Source organism: Geomicrobium sp. JCM 19055 (genome assembly GCF_000698185.1).
Classification (GTDB): Bacteria; Bacillota; Bacilli; order Bacillales; family Marinococcaceae; genus Geomicrobium_A; species Geomicrobium_A sediminis.
Genome location: NZ_BAXL01000004.1, coordinates 61,907 through 76,063, shown reverse-complemented (window position 1 = coordinate 76,063; position 14,157 = coordinate 61,907). Strand labels below are relative to the sequence as shown.

15 protein-coding genes and 2 pseudogenes are annotated in these 14,157 nt (G+C 43.3%); 14 read left to right on the top strand and 3 right to left on the bottom strand.

Annotated elements, in window-relative coordinates; all coding sequences use genetic code 11:
* Window positions 1-28: 28 nt before the first annotated feature.
* A complete protein-coding gene (locus JCM19055_RS04930; protein ID WP_081831660.1) occupies window positions 29-409 on the bottom strand; it encodes a GntR family transcriptional regulator in 381 nt (126 codons plus the stop codon).
* 301 nt (window positions 410-710) lie between these two features.
* Here JCM19055_RS04930 and JCM19055_RS31295 point away from each other — a divergent pair, with 301 nt between their 5' ends.
* The 6 genes and pseudogenes from JCM19055_RS31295 (at window position 711) to JCM19055_RS04910 (ending at window position 5,966) form a co-directional block, all read left to right on the top strand.
* A complete protein-coding gene (locus JCM19055_RS31295; protein WP_193745314.1) occupies window positions 711-1,208 on the top strand; it encodes a PTS mannitol transporter subunit IICB in 498 nt (165 codons plus the stop codon).
* Between the two features lie 47 nt (window positions 1,209-1,255).
* Window positions 1,256-1,861 carry a PTS transporter subunit EIIC gene (locus tag JCM19055_RS31290; protein ID WP_370543004.1) on the top strand — a complete coding sequence of 202 codons (606 nt, stop codon included), beginning with the start codon at window positions 1,256-1,258 and terminating at the stop codon, window positions 1,859-1,861.
* A gap of 10 nt (window positions 1,862-1,871) precedes the next feature.
* A pseudogene (locus tag JCM19055_RS31285) lies at window positions 1,872-2,364 on the top strand (hypothetical protein).
* Between the two features lie 16 nt (window positions 2,365-2,380).
* Window positions 2,381-4,420: a BglG family transcription antiterminator gene (locus tag JCM19055_RS04920; RefSeq protein WP_042358816.1), complete on the top strand. Its 2,040-nt coding sequence runs from the start codon at window positions 2,381-2,383 to the stop codon at window positions 4,418-4,420.
* Between the two features lie 4 nt (window positions 4,421-4,424).
* Window positions 4,425-4,853, top strand: a complete 429-nt coding sequence (locus JCM19055_RS04915; protein ID WP_042358815.1) for a PTS sugar transporter subunit IIA — start codon at window positions 4,425-4,427, stop codon at window positions 4,851-4,853.
* Window positions 4,854-5,966 carry a mannitol-1-phosphate 5-dehydrogenase gene (locus JCM19055_RS04910; RefSeq protein ID WP_042358814.1) on the top strand — a complete coding sequence of 371 codons (1,113 nt, stop codon included), beginning with the start codon at window positions 4,854-4,856 and terminating at the stop codon, window positions 5,964-5,966. It abuts the gene before it with no gap.
* Between the two features lie 46 nt (window positions 5,967-6,012).
* Here JCM19055_RS04910 and tenA read toward each other — a convergent pair whose 3' ends face one another.
* Window positions 6,013-6,681 carry a thiaminase II gene (tenA, locus tag JCM19055_RS04905; protein ID WP_042358813.1) on the bottom strand — a complete coding sequence of 223 codons (669 nt, stop codon included), beginning with the start codon at window positions 6,679-6,681 and terminating at the stop codon, window positions 6,013-6,015.
* A 38-nt stretch (window positions 6,682-6,719) separates the two neighbouring features.
* Between tenA and JCM19055_RS04900 the strand changes: the two genes are divergently transcribed.
* Window positions 6,720-7,796, top strand: coding sequence for an alanyl-tRNA editing protein (locus JCM19055_RS04900; RefSeq protein ID WP_052365941.1), 1,077 nt, complete (start codon window positions 6,720-6,722; stop codon window positions 7,794-7,796).
* A gap of 27 nt (window positions 7,797-7,823) precedes the next feature.
* On the opposite strand, the gene JCM19055_RS04895 is transcribed toward JCM19055_RS04900, so the two are convergent.
* Window positions 7,824-8,987, bottom strand: coding sequence for a M20 family metallopeptidase (locus JCM19055_RS04895; RefSeq protein ID WP_042358812.1), 1,164 nt, complete (start codon window positions 8,985-8,987; stop codon window positions 7,824-7,826).
* A 205-nt stretch (window positions 8,988-9,192) separates the two neighbouring features.
* On the opposite strand from JCM19055_RS04895, the gene ureA reads away from it, so the two are divergent.
* The 7 genes and pseudogenes from ureA (at window position 9,193) to JCM19055_RS04860 (ending at window position 14,154) form a co-directional block, all read left to right on the top strand.
* Complete coding sequence (ureA, locus tag JCM19055_RS04890; protein ID WP_042358811.1) at window positions 9,193-9,495, top strand: urease subunit gamma; 303 nt, start codon at window positions 9,193-9,195, stop codon at window positions 9,493-9,495.
* Between the two features lie 11 nt (window positions 9,496-9,506).
* A complete protein-coding gene (locus JCM19055_RS04885; RefSeq protein WP_042358809.1) occupies window positions 9,507-9,875 on the top strand; it encodes an urease subunit beta in 369 nt (122 codons plus the stop codon).
* Window positions 9,872-11,585, top strand: a pseudogene (ureC, locus tag JCM19055_RS04880) (urease subunit alpha). Before JCM19055_RS04885 ends, ureC begins: the two are co-directional and overlap by 4 nt.
* A gap of 16 nt (window positions 11,586-11,601) precedes the next feature.
* Window positions 11,602-12,045: an urease accessory protein UreE gene (locus tag JCM19055_RS04875; protein WP_042358808.1), complete on the top strand. Its 444-nt coding sequence runs from the start codon at window positions 11,602-11,604 to the stop codon at window positions 12,043-12,045.
* Window positions 11,987-12,727, top strand: coding sequence for an urease accessory protein UreF (locus JCM19055_RS04870; RefSeq protein ID WP_081833446.1), 741 nt, complete (start codon window positions 11,987-11,989; stop codon window positions 12,725-12,727). Before JCM19055_RS04875 ends, JCM19055_RS04870 begins: the two co-directional genes overlap by 59 nt.
* A gap of 13 nt (window positions 12,728-12,740) precedes the next feature.
* Window positions 12,741-13,370: an urease accessory protein UreG gene (gene ureG / locus JCM19055_RS04865; protein ID WP_042358806.1), complete on the top strand. Its 630-nt coding sequence runs from the start codon at window positions 12,741-12,743 to the stop codon at window positions 13,368-13,370.
* Entirely contained in the window at window positions 13,351-14,154 is an 804-nt protein-coding gene (locus JCM19055_RS04860; RefSeq protein WP_042358805.1) for an urease accessory protein UreD, read from the top strand. The genes ureG and JCM19055_RS04860 overlap by 20 nt, the downstream gene beginning before the upstream one ends.
* Window positions 14,155-14,157 lie beyond the last annotated feature (3 nt).

Below are 14,157 nucleotides of genomic sequence, written 5' to 3'. Positions count from 1 at the left end.
TTTACGTGTAAACGAGACTTGATTAAAGTTAATCTTCATTTGGATGTCCTCCTCTTTTGAATATCAATGAGTGCAATTCATCTTCAGAAATGCTTAGACGTTCTGCTTCTTTGTGCATCGGTTCAACGTATTCTCGTAAGAAATGTTCTTTTCTTTTCTCAAGTAATTGTTGTTTGGAACCTGAAGCAACAAACATCCCGACTCCCCGTTTCTTATACAGAATTCCAGCATCTACGAGCTGGTTGATTCCTTTTAAAATCGTGGCTGGGTTGATTTTATAAAAAGCGACGAGCTGGTTCGTAGAAGGTGCTTGTGTTTCTTCGAGTAGTCTTCCTTCAATAATCTCATCTTCAATCATTTCTCTAATTTGCAAGTAGATCGGTCGAGTATCATCTAATGTCGGTCGCAATCGACATCACCGCCTTCGTAAACGACTTAGTTAATTGGTTAGTTGGTTATGTAACTAACTATATGACTGGGCGTGTGATTTTGTCAATATAAATTTCATGTATACGCTTTCAACAAATACAATCTTGTCGTGGCGTTGGCGACAAGATTGCATTTTCCTTTTATTGTTGCACGCGTTAGGGCACGCTACACTTGAATTAATAAAATGAACAACATAGCAAAGGGGGAACCGTACGTGTCTGAGAAAAAAAAGTATCCGTGCACGTATTCAACGGTTTGGTAGTCATTTAAGTAGTATGATTATGCCGAACATCGGGGCATTTATTGCTTGGGGTATCCTAACCGCAATTGCCGTACCGACTGAAATTGGCATGTTAGAAGCTTTCGTAGATCCAATGGTGTTCTACTTACTACCGTTACTTATTGCGTTTGCTGGTGGGCGAATGATCCACGATTTCCGAGGTGGTGTAGTTGGTGCAACAGCCGCAATGGGTGTTATTGTAGCGGCAGATATACCGATGTTTATCGGAGCAATGATCATGGGACCTCTCGGGGGTTATGTGATTAAGAAGTTTGACCAAGTTATGGACGGTAAAGTGCGTCCAGGCTTTGAGATGTTGATTAACAACTTCTCCGCCGGTATTATCGGTGCATTACTCGCGATCATTGGTTCGCTTGCGGTCGGTCCTGTTGTACAAGGGTTCACAGTGGCGCTCGGTGCGGGTGTTGATGCGATGATTTCAATCGGTGCATTACCACTTGTCTCTCTCTTTATCGAGCCAGCAAGATTCTTTTCTTAAATAATGCGATTAACCATGGAATTATTAGTCCACTTGCGACTAGCCAAGTGTATGAGTATGGACAGTCGATGCTATTCATGCTTGAGGCAAACCCTGGACCAGGTATTGGTATTTTGCTAGCCTTTATGATTTTTGGAAAAGGTGCAGCGAAAGCCTCCTCTTACGGTGCGGGTGTCATTCACTTCTTCGGTGGTATTCACGAAATTTACTTCCCATACGTCCTCATGAAACCACTTCTTATTGTTGCGGTCATTGCAGGTGGTATGAGTGGTGTGTTTATGGTGCAGTTATTGGATGTTGGGTTAACAAGTGTGCCAGCACCAGGAAGTATTATTATGATCCTGGCGTTTGCGGCTAGCGGAAGTCACCTCGGTGCAATTATTTCTGTACTCGTTGCAGCTGCTGTTACCTTCGCGATTGCAGCCCCAATCTTGAAGTTTGATCGTAAAGGTGAAGTGGAAAACATTGAAGAGGCTCAAGCGAAAGTAGCGGCTATGAAATCTGGCAAAAACAATGAAGCAACTCAAGCAGAGCCAAAGGCAAATCAATTCAGCCAAGTTTCTACGATCATTTTTGCTTGTGATGCGGGCATGGGCTCAAGTGCGATGGGCGCATCCATTATGAAAGACCGCGTTAAAAAAAGCAGGAATTGAAGGTGTAGATGTGAGCAACACATCCATTAGTAACATTCCTGAACACGCAGATCTTGTCATTACGCACAAAGATTTGACGACACGAGCGAAGGAACAGCATCCGAATGCGATACACGTATCCGTCGATAATTTCATGAACAGCCCTCGCTATAAAGAGATTATAGATAAGTTACAAGGCAACGAAGACGAGGTTGTTCAAGAGAGTGACGCGGTGGATGACAAAGAAATTAACAAAGTCATTTTTGCGTGTGACGCTGGAATGGGTTCAAGTGCAATGGGTGCCTCAATCCTAAAAGATAAGTTCAAAAAAAGCAGGATTAACAGAGATCCATGTGTCAAACACATCCATTAGCAATATTCCGAGTGATGCGGATCTTGTGATTACGCATAAAGACTTAACGACAAGAGCAAAAGAGCAACAGCCAAATGCTGAGCATATCTCGGTTGATAACTTCTTAAACAGTCCGAGATACACGGAACTCGTTGAACGTCTGAAAAACTAATAAAGGAGGTAGCCAAATGCAACTTACCGCAAGAGAAAGACAGGTAGTGACACTGCTTTTAGCAGCGTCTTCACCGTTGACTCAAGCCTCACTTGCTGAGGCTACTTCTGTTAGTTTACGTACGATTCAAAGAGACTTAAAAGGGATAGAAAAAGAGCTCGCAAAGATTAATGTCAACCTTGAACGTTTATCTGACCAAACCGTCCAACTTCGAGGCGACACACACGTATTATCTCAGTATGTAAAAACGGATACCCATCGTGATTACACGAGTGATGAGCGGCAGCAGGTGCTACTTGTTCGGCTCTTACAAGAGCGTGAGCCAGTAAAGCTTTTTACACTTGCATCAGAGTTACGTGTGACAGCTGCTACAATCAGCTCAGACTTAGATAAGGCGTCACAATGGCTCGAAACATATGGTCTACAAGTGGTTAGGAAAAGGGGATACGGCATTGAGATTCAAGGTGCTGAAGAACGTAAACGACGAGCACTTAGTGGCATCATTTCAATTCACTTCAATGAAAGTGAATTGTATGAGGTGCTTTATGAAGAGAAGGTTCACAATCAAATTGCTGAACGACTACTTCATATCGTTGATGTCGAACGGGTCAAAGAAGTCTCCCATGTCATTCAAACAGAGAAGCCTGCATTGTTTCCGCATATAGCTGATCAATCGTTAATTGCTCTAGTTGTTCATACGACGCTTGCTGTGAAGCGGTTAGAACTTGGAGAAATCATAATGATGGATGCCGATCAGTTAGAAGCATTGCGCAAAATGGAAGAGTTTGAAGTGGCTTCGATGCTTGCCCGAGCGTTAGAGAAACAAATGAACATTCGCATTCCAGATGAAGAAGTAGGGTACCTTGCTATGCACTTGCGAGGAGCTCGAATTAGTGGGAGTCAAAGCTTGCCATTTGAAGAACAGAATGCGGAGTTAATCGGTCGAATTAAGACACTCATTTATGGTGTTGAAAAAGAGCTAAATACTTCGATTTATGGTCCAACACTTGTTCAGGACTTACTCGCCCATTTAAAGCCTGCGCTTTATCGAATTCGTCAAGGAATGCACATTTCAAATCCATTGCTTCAACGATTACAAAATGATTATGAAACGTTGTTCAACATCGTGCGTGGACAAGCACAGGTTGCTTTTGAGCCATTACAGTTACCGGACGAAGAGATTGGTTATTTGTGTTTGCATTTTGGTTCGGTTCTTGAGAGGAGAAAGCGTAGCCACCACGTGTCTGCTCTAGTTATTTGCCCTAGTGGCATCGGTTCTGCAAAAATGTTAGCGAGTCGAATTGAGCAAGAAATTCCTGAAATCTCAACAATTAAAAATGCTTCATTGTTAGAACTGAGTAAGGAAAAAGCCAATTACGATGTGATTATCTCAACGGTGAATATTGATGATATGGATCCAGTCTTTCATGTAAGTCCGGTATTAACGGAACAGGAAGTGAAAGAAATCCGACAGTACATTCGTGGCTTGCCAACAAAGAATCCCTCAAAAACTCATGATCAATCCGTCGGGGCGAAGGTCGCATTTCAACATATCTCTTCGTTAAGCACGATGATGGAACGATTACTCGATTCGATTCGGTTTTTCTCCCATCGTGACATGTGGCAAGGAATTGAAGAGAGCGTGAAAGAGATGCACCGGCTTGGTTATGTTAATCACATTGATGCAGTTGTGATGATGCTTAAAGATCGGGAACGAGTGGGTGGCCTCGCCATTCCGAACACGGATATCGCCTTGTATCACGGACGTGATGATGCGATTCGTGACCCCTTTTTCAATGTCATTGATTTAGAGGAAGCTAGATCACTACCGTCGATGGTGGATGGCCATGAGTGGGTGGAGCGAATCGTTGTTTACGCAGCTCCAAAGGAGATTACACCTCATCATTTGTCCTTTTTAAGTTACGTGAGTACGTTATTTATTGGTTCAGAGCAAGATGTAAAGGTCTTTAGTGAAGGGAAACGAGACGAGCTACTTGCTTTATTAGAAGAAAAAGCAAAGCAGTATCTCATTAATTTTATTCGTGAAGGAGATTAAATTTATGATTTTAAAAGCTGGGAATATCCAACTAAACGTAGAGGTTGTATCAAGAGATGAAGCCATTGACCGTGCAGGAGAAGTGCTTGTACAAGAAGGGTATGTGAAACAAGACTACCTTGAGAAGATGCATGCTCGTGAGGCGTTGACATCTACGTATATGGGCAACTTGCTTGCAATTCCACACGGAACAGAAGATGCAAGAGATGAAGTAATTGAGTCTGGACTTAGCATTCTACTCCTTGACGAAAAAGTTCAGTGGGATGGAAATGATGTACAAGTTGTTATCGGAATTGCTGGGAAAGACGGCGAACACTTAGAGATCTTATCTAAGATTGCGATTGCTTGTTCTGAAGAAGAGAACGTCCATGCACTTCTACAATCTAAATCTGCAGAAGATGTTCTGAACTTCTTCTCGGAGGTAAATGCGTAAATGAATGCCGTGCATTTTGGAGCAGGGAATATTGGCCGAGGATTTATTGGTGCGCTTTTGCAACAAGCAGGCTACACAGTTACGTTCGTAGATGTGAATGAAGAGGTTATTAACGCTCTTAAGTCTAGAAGAGGGTATACCGTAACCATTGCATCAGAAGAGCAATCAAGTTTTCAGGTTAATGGTGTTGACGGTTTGAATAGCCTGACGGAAGAAGATGAGGTTATTGCTGCGATAACGAATGCAGATCTCGTCACAACTGCGGTTGGACCGAACATTTTACCACGCATCGCTCCAGTCATTGCAAAGGGTATTGAGAAGCGAATCACAGCGACTCCGTTAAATATTATAGCGTGTGAAAATGCAATTCGTGCGACGAGCACGTTGAAGTCTTATGTACTTGAACATGCAACGGAAGTTCCAGATTGGATTGGCTTTGCAGATGCTGCAGTTGACCGAATCGTACCGAGTGTTCCCTCGGAGGATGTTCTAGCAGTTACTGTTGAGCCGTTTTTCGAGTGGGTTGTAGAAGCGCCGATGTTGGTAGGCGATCTGACCCTTGGGGAAGCGAAGCTCGTTGACGAACTTGATCCTTATTTAGAGCGCAAGCTCTTTACGGTAAATACAGGTCATGCAGCAGCAGCATACGCTGGAATGAAGCAAGGGAAAATGAGAATTGTTGATGCGATGCTCGATCACGATATTGAAGAACATGTCCGCGGTGCGCTTCGTGAAACGTCAACCATACTCGTTGAAGATTATGGGTTCGATGAAGACGAGCATAGAAAATATGCTGAACGGATTGTAGAACGTTACAAAAACCCGTATTTGCAAGATACGGTTGCTCGTGTTGGACGTGGACCGATTCGCAAACTTGGCCCTAATGATCGACTCGTAAAGCCTGCGAAAGCTTTTGCTCGTAAAGGGAATCCAGAGCATCTCGTACAAGCGATTGTGAACGCGCTTGAGTTCTATGCAGACGATGATCCTGAAAGCGAACAATTACGAGCGTTAATTGAAGAGCATGGCGCTTATGAGGCATTTTTGAACGTAAGTGCTCTGTCTGAAGATGAGCCATTAGCTCAATTAGTAAAACAAAAACTTTCGTCGTAAATGGTAAGATTCCCACCAAAGGTTGCTTTGGTGGGAGTCTTTTTAGTTAAATTGGCCAACCTTCTTGTTTGTAAGACATATCCCAAAATAGATATTCATATCGACTCGTGTTTAAGAAGATTTGTTCAAGTTTGTCCAGTTCTTTCTCAGACTTGTATTGTGTCAGTTCATCGAGAAGGTTTATAAGGTGTGTAGCAATTTCGCCAAATTGCTCTGAGCTATACATCTGAACCCATTCCCCGTAAAATTCGTGCTCTGTACTACCTGGGATTTTGGCGAGCGCTGTGCCAATCTCGTAATAACTCCAAGCGCATGGTAAAATGGCTACGATTAATTCAGCAAGTGATCCTTTTTCTGCTTCAGCGAGCATTGCACCGCTATAAGCAATTGTAATTGGACCCGCAGTTGTGCTTTCTAATTCTTCCTCGCTAATTCCTAATCGCTTGGCGTAGGCTCTATGCAAGTCCATTTCAATGGCTAACGTTTCATGTAACGCATGTGAGAATAGAGTCATCGTTTTTAAGTCTGGTGCAAGTACGACTGCTTTAGCCATCACTTTACTATAATCAATCAAGTAGACATAATCTTGCTTCATGTAATACTTAAACGATTCAAGATCTAGAGAACCATCGCCAATGCCTTGAACGAATGGATGTTGATGACTTGCTTGCCAAATTGAATCAGCAGTCTGTCGAATACGCTTTGAAAAACTCATTGAAAAACCTCCAATAATTAGTAGAAAAGGGGATTATGATGACACACAAACTTTATTATGATGATGCTTACTTGAAAGAATTTGAAGCGAATGTGATTAAAACGACGAGTGACTACATTGTACTGGATCAAACCGCATTTTATCCAGAAGGAGGCGGACAGCCTGGTGATACCGGGCATTTGGCTGGCGTTGGAGTGTATGACACTCAAGAAGTTGATGGGGAGATTCGTCATTACATCAAGGAGCCGATAGAACGTGCTACAGTGACAGGTGTCATCGATTGGCACCGAAGGTTTGATCACATGCAGCAACATCTAGGGCAACACCTTCTCAGTGCAACGTTTGACGATGTGTATGGCTATAAAACGATCGGATTTCACTTAGGTAAAGAAACGGTCACGATCGATCTTGATATTCCTTCGCTTCAAAACGAAGAGATGGTCCATGTCGAACGCGTTGTGAACTCTATCGTTTTTGAAAATCTGGACGTTGAAACCCGCTTTGTAACAAACGATCAATTGCACCATTATCCATTACGTAAAGCGCCAACGGTAGACGAACAGATTCGGCTTGTCATCGTTCCTGAGTACGACTATAACGGATGTGGAGGAACGCATCCTCTTACAACAAGTGAAGTGGGCATCATCAAGCTACTAAAAACCGAAAAGGTTCGAAAAAGCGTACGATTGCACTTCGTATGCGGTCTAAGAGCCGTCCAACGTTGGAATATAGAAACTAAGAAAATGGAAGAACAATTCACAGAGTTACGCCGAGTAAATGAAGACCGGTCTAATCAGCTTGAGCAAGCACACGAGCAACTGCATCACTATGAAGTTCGCGAGTGGGTGGATGGGACGCATTCGGTTATTGAACGGGTATATGAAAATAGGTCAATTAAGGACTTGCAGCTTCTTGCGAAGCTAGCAACTCAAGAGCAACCTACACTTACGGTACGCTTGTTCACTGTCATACCCCACGAAAAGGTACAGTGTGTGTTCGCAAGAGGAAACGACGTAGATCTAGATATGAATGAATGTCTGAAAGATTTTTTTAGCTACGATTGGTGGAAAAGGAGGGGGCCAAAAGCAACTTGCTCAAGGCGGAGCCCCCTATAAAACGACGGTTGAACAGTTTACGACCAGCTACTTAGCGACTACATAGTGATGAGCAATCTTTAAGAATAGTTCTCCGATGTTTAGTAGCGCACGTTCGTCGAAGTCAAATCGTGGATGATGGTGAGGGAATGTTGTCCATTCTTCTTCGGTTTGACTGCCGACGTGAAAGAAACAACCTGGCTTCTCTTCTAAATAATACGCAAAATCTTCACCACCAAGGACTGGTTCACCTTGAATCCACGCGTCTTCTCCAAATGTCTCTTGGATGAGGGAACCGACAAGTGCGGTTTCTTCTGCGTGATTTACGAGAGCAGGGTATCCATTTAAATAGTCAATGTCGCACGTGACATGGTTGCTTGCTTCAAGCCCTCGTACAATTCCACGAATGTCTTCTTCAATCTGTTTTCTCGTTTCAGGCTTAAACGTGCGCACCGTTCCCTGAATCGTTGACGAGTCCGCGATAACATTAAATGCCTTGCCTGCTTCGAATACTCCAACGGTTACAACGGCGTTGTCCATCGGGTCGATTCTTCTTGCTACAATTTGTTGTAAATCAAGTACGAGCTTTGATCCCGCAACGATTGAATCGACAGTCGTATGTGGCATAGCGCCATGCCCGCCTTTACCTTGAATCCGGATCTTAAAACGGTCCACAGCAGCCATTGAAGGACCTTGACGAACATTCACTTGCCCGAGTGAAAGACCAGATTGTACGTGGGCTCCAAAAATGTAGTCCACACCGTCTAAACATCCATCAGCAATCATCTCTTTTGCTCCACCAGGTGGAAGCTCTTCTGCATGTTGGAAGATGAAGACGATCGTGCCACTTAGTTGGTCTTTGGACTCTGTTAAGATGGTCGCTGCACCTAGTAATGCAGCGGTGTGTCCGTCGTGACCACAAGCGTGCATCACGCCAGGGTTTTTAGAAACATATTCTGTATCGTTTTCTTCCTCAATCGGTAAAGCGTCGAAATCGGCACGAAACGCGATCGTTGGTCCATTATGTTTACCTTGTAACTTAGCTACAACGCCGCGACCACCAACGTGTGTCGTAACTTCGAGACCAAGTGATTCAAGTTTTTCTGCGATGTATTCAGGTGTCGCAACCTCTTCAAAGGAGAGTTCAGGGTGCATATGTAAATGTCTTCTCCACTCAACGATCTTCGGAAATACGTCTTGTAATGTTGTCATGTTCTTCCTCCCTTTCAATACTTAGTTAGAATACTATCACAAATAGAAACGAGATAACTGAAAACTTACTATTTATTGCTCAATCTATCATTTGTTTGCTATTGTTAGATTATCTTACAAAAATATTGAGAAAGTTTCGTCAGAAAGATACGATGAAGAAATCAACAAATTAGAATGTTTTTATTTTACATAAAGGGTGATCGAAGTGAAATTGTCTCCAGTCGACCAAGATAAACTGCTGTTATTTGTAGCAGGTGAGCTGGCATTAAAGCGTAAAGAGCGTGGAGTGAAACTGAATTACCCAGAGTCAATTGCACTGATTAGCAACTTTATTCTTGAAGGAGCAAGAGATGGGAAAACCGTTGCACAGTTAATGTCAGAAGGGAAACATGTCTTAACGGCTGAAGATGTAATGGAAGGAATTCCAGAAATGATTGAAAACGTACAAGTCGAGGCAACATTCCCAGACGGTGTGAAACTCGTCACAGTCCACGAGCCCATTCAATAAGGAGAATGTCGATGATACCAGGTGAATATCGTCTTCGTCAGGAAGACATTGAATGCAATGTAAATCGTAAGACAGTAACGATTCGAGTAAGAAACGAGGGTGATCGTCCGATTCAAGTAGGTTCCCACTATCATTTTTCGGAAGTGAATCGGATGCTTACATTTGATCGAGAATTGGTGTTTGGCATGCGTCTTAATATTGCTTCAGGGACCGCTGTACGATTTGAACCAGGTGAAGAACGGGAGGTAGATCTCGTCATGTTTGGCGGATCTGGAGTTGTTCATGGGTTCAACGATTTAACGGCGGGAAGTAGCGACGTAACAGAATTCGTGAGGCGTGCAAAAGAGCGTCAGTTCATTGCGGAAGGTGATCATTCATGAAGATGTCTCGTAAAGCCTATAGTAGTATGTTTGGACCAACAACCGGTGATCAGCTGCGCCTTGCGGATACGGACCTTTGGGTTGAGGTTGAGCATGATTATACACATTATGGTGATGAAATTAAGTTTGGTGGCGGCAAGGTCATTCGCGATGGGATGGGACAGAATAGTACGAGAACGAGAGAAGATGGCGTATTGGATTTAGTTTTTACGAACGCTTTAATCATTGATTATAGTGGCATCGTAAAAGCGGACATCGGTGTAAAGGATGGACGAATTGTCGGAATCGGCAAGGCAGGAAACCCTGACGTAATGACTGGTGTGACGGACAATATGGTTGTTGGTGCTGCTACGGAAGTTATTGCTGCCGAAGGCAAAATCGTCACAGCAGGAGCGATTGATGCACACATTCACTTTATAAGTCCTCAACAAATTGAAGCGGCCATTGCATCAGGCACAACAACGATGATTGGTGGAGGTACAGGACCTGCAACGGGAACAAATGCCACAACAGTTACTCCAGGGGAATGGAACATTCATCAAATGTTACGGGCTGCAGAAGATTTCCCAATGAATTTAGGGTTTTTAGGGAAAGGCAATGCTTCTGGTCACGCACCGTTGGAAGAACAGATTGATGCTGGCGTCATTGGCTTGAAGTTACACGAAGATTGGGGAACAACGCCAGCCACAATTGACCATTGCCTTACAGTCGCTGACGAAATGGATATTCAAGTTGCTATTCATACGGATACGCTAAACGAAGCTGGATTTGTCGAGGACACAATTGCTGCAATTGATGGTCGTGTTATTCATACGTACCATACAGAAGGTGCAGGCGGAGGGCATGCTCCTGACATTATGAAAATAGCCGGTCTTGACCACGTGTTGCCATCATCTACAAATCCAACTCGACCATTCACCGTAAATACAATCGACGAGCACCTTGATATGTTAATGGTTTGTCATCATCTAGATGGCAATGTTCCTGAAGATGTTGCATTCGCGGATTCTCGCATTCGCCCAGAAACAATTGCAGCTGAAGATATCTTTCATGATTTAGGCATTTTAAGCATTATTTCGTCAGATTCTCAAGCGATGGGCAGAGTCGGCGAAGTGTTAATCCGAACGTGGCAAACGGCAGATAAAATGAAGCTTCAACGTGGTTCACTCGTTGAAGACGAAGGTAGTGGCAATGATAACACGAGAGTAAAGCGTTATATCGCCAAGTATACGATTAATCCTGCAATTACACATGGAATTAGTCATGAGGTAGGTTCTATAGAAGTAGGTAAGTTAGCTGATCTGGTGCTTTGGGAACCAGCGTTCTTCGGCGTAAAACCAGAACAAATTATAAAAGGCGGAATGATTGCATACGCCAAATGGGTGATCCAAATGCGTCCATCCGACACCTCAACCGGTCTATATGAGACCGATGTTTGGGAACTATGGGAAAGCGAAAGAGCAAACGAGTATAACGTTTATGTCAAAAAGTGCTGTTGATCTTGGGGTACCTGAACGCCTACAACTGAAAAAGCGTGTTGTAGCTGTGAAAGGTTGCCGCAGTATTTCGAAGAAATCGATGAAGTTAAATGACGCAACGCCAGAGATTACGATTAACCCTGAAACGTATGAGGTACGAGTGAATGGTGAGCTTATGACGTGTGAGCCGGTTGAAAAAGTCGGACTAGCACAACGATACTTTTTATTTTGATAGTGGAGGATCGAACATGATTATTACTGAAGTACTTGGAAATATTCAGAACGGACACCCAGAAAAAGAGATGAAAGAATGGCTTGAAGTTGAGTGGGAAGAGTTAAACAAACGGAGAATGCGCAGAACGACAGATCAAGGAAGAGAGATAGCAATTAAGCTAGAGGATGCACAGCATTTACATGTCGGGGATGTTTTGTATGAAGATCATGACGTGCAAATTGTTCTACGTACGAAAATGGAGCCTGTGTTTGTCGTATATCCTAAATCGATGCAAGAAATGGGTAAAGCTTCATTTGAATTAGGCAATCGTCATACACCGTGCTTGGTCGAAGAAGATCGGATAACGGTTCGGTACGATGCTACACTCGAACGATTATTTGATGAGATAGGGGTGCAGTATGAGCAAGAATCACAACGATTTAATGCCCCATTCAAATACAGAAGCCACCACCACTAATGGGCAAATGTTGCAATTGCTCCATATCCTTGACTCTGCCTTTCCGATTGGCGGGTATACACACTCTTTTGGAATGGAGACGTTCATACAAGACGAAGCAATTACGAATGAACATGAGCTTGTGGAGTATTTGTCGAGTTATTTAACGAACAGTGTTGCAACAGGAGACGCATTATTTGTGCAAGAAGCCTATCAACGAGCTTCTAAAAGCGAGTTGGAGCAACTCATAGAGCTTGATCGTCGCTGTCATGCTTTCAAAATAACAGAAGAAGCTAGAAAAGGATCTGCAATGATGGGAAGGCAATTCATTAAAACGGTTACTCCATTGCATGATGACGCCCAATTCGTAGCGTTTAGAGAGCGATTAAAGCAAAAGCAAATTGACGGTCATTATCCGGTCGTGTTTGGGATGTATACGAGCCTTTTAGGGGTCTCTATTGATGTTGCTATTTCTACGTTTTTGTATTCATCGATGAATAGTCTCATCACAAATGCAGTGAGAGCGATTCCTCTTGGGCAGCAAGCGGGTGTTCGTACGGTTCACGCGATGTTTCCGCTAATTTATGAGCTTACAACAAGGGTTCAAAATCAGTCGATTGATGACATTGCTAACAATGCATTACTCATTGATATTTCATCGATGAACCATCAGTTTTTACGATCTAGATTATTTATTTCATAAGGAGGAGACAACGATGGCAACGGTTAGAGTTGGTGTAGCTGGTCCAGTAGGGTCAGGAAAGACTGCGATGATTGAACAATTAACACGTCAGATGCATGAGAAATATTCTGTCGCCGTCATTACGAATGATATTTATACAACAGAGGATGCCCAGTTTCTAACGAAAAACGGGGTATTGCCGAAGGATCGTATTCTAGGTGTTGAAACGGGAGGGTGCCCCCATACAGCTATTCGAGAGGATGCGTCCATGAATTTTGAAGCGATTGATACGCTTTGTGATCGCTTTGAAGATTTGGAGATTCTGTTTTTAGAGAGTGGTGGGGACAATTTATCCGCTACATTTAGTCCAGAACTTGTTGATGCTTTCATTTATGTGATCGATGTCGCCCAAGGTGGCGATATTCCTCGTAAGGGCGGTCCTGGGGTGACAAGATCAGATCTTTTAGTCGTGAATAAAACGACACTCGCACCTCACGTAGGGGTAGACTTACAGGTCATGAAGAGCGATACCAAATTAGCGAGAGATGGACGCCCATATGTATTCGCTGATGTGAAAAGCGGGACAGGTGTCGAGGAGATAATTGAGTGGATCCAAAAGGATTTGTTGTTTGAAGGGATGGAATATGCAAAGACCAAAGCATGACGGTGTATTAGAAGCTTCATTTGCTTATCATCGAGACAAAACGAAGATGATCCATGCGTTCCAGCAACCACCATTAAAAGTCAGTCGCGTATTGCGTCTTGATGAGGAGAACCCTGGACATGCTTATGTGTACTTAATGGAATCATCCGGGGGAATGGTTGCTGGTGATTGCAATACGTTTCGCATAAATGCAAAAGAAAAAGCGAATGTAACACTAATTCCCCAGTCTGCTACTAAGATCTACCCTTCACACAATGAACAGCCATGTGTACAAGAACTTCATATTACCGTAGGTGAAGAGGCATCGGTTACCTATCTTCCTGAAGCAGTGATTCCATTTGAACAGTCGAGATTCAAAACGAAAACCGTCGTACAATTACATTCGAATTCCTCGTTAATTTGGGCAGATCTTATTGCACCGGGTCGAGAACATCGAGGGGAGAGCTTTCGTTATTATGAACTTGAACAACGTATGGAGGTTTACCTAGACGGACGTTTGCTAGCGCTTGATGCCTTTCGGTTTCAACCAGAGAAAGAAGCGATTCAGTGCTTTGGCGTGCTTGGAGAGTATCGGTATGTCGGTTCAATCTGGTTCTTTTCGGAAAAAGCCTCTTCGATTGATGTTCAGGAGCTTCATGATGAGCTTATGAGGTTAAGTAATTGCAAAGCAGGGGTCACTCGTTTAGAAGACCGTGGAATCCATATTCGTATGCTTGCAAATGATCAATGGCATTTAAAGAAACAATTAGAGCAGTTTGCTCAAAGGTTTGCCTCTTTACATTAACAA

Coding starts and splice junctions, on each gene's coding strand:
- JCM19055_RS31295 (WP_193745314.1), top strand. CDS start 711: ATGCCGAACATCGGGGCATTTATTGCTTGGGGTATCCTAACCGCAATT.
- JCM19055_RS04900 (WP_052365941.1), top strand. CDS start 6,720: ATGACACACAAACTTTATTATGATGATGCTTACTTGAAAGAATTTGAA.
- JCM19055_RS04870 (WP_081833446.1), top strand. CDS start 11,987: ATGAGCAAGAATCACAACGATTTAATGCCCCATTCAAATACAGAAGCC.
- JCM19055_RS04885 (WP_042358809.1), top strand. CDS start 9,507: ATGATACCAGGTGAATATCGTCTTCGTCAGGAAGACATTGAATGCAAT.
- JCM19055_RS04920 (WP_042358816.1), top strand. CDS start 2,381: ATGCAACTTACCGCAAGAGAAAGACAGGTAGTGACACTGCTTTTAGCA.
- JCM19055_RS04915 (WP_042358815.1), top strand. CDS start 4,425: ATGATTTTAAAAGCTGGGAATATCCAACTAAACGTAGAGGTTGTATCA.
- JCM19055_RS04860 (WP_042358805.1), top strand. CDS start 13,351: ATGCAAAGACCAAAGCATGACGGTGTATTAGAAGCTTCATTTGCTTAT.
- JCM19055_RS04875 (WP_042358808.1), top strand. CDS start 11,602: ATGATTATTACTGAAGTACTTGGAAATATTCAGAACGGACACCCAGAA.
- ureG (WP_042358806.1), top strand. CDS start 12,741: ATGGCAACGGTTAGAGTTGGTGTAGCTGGTCCAGTAGGGTCAGGAAAG.
- JCM19055_RS04910 (WP_042358814.1), top strand. CDS start 4,854: ATGAATGCCGTGCATTTTGGAGCAGGGAATATTGGCCGAGGATTTATT.
- JCM19055_RS04895 (WP_042358812.1), bottom strand. CDS start 8,987: ATGACAACATTACAAGACGTATTTCCGAAGATCGTTGAGTGGAGAAGA.
- tenA (WP_042358813.1), bottom strand. CDS start 6,681: ATGAGTTTTTCAAAGCGTATTCGACAGACTGCTGATTCAATTTGGCAA.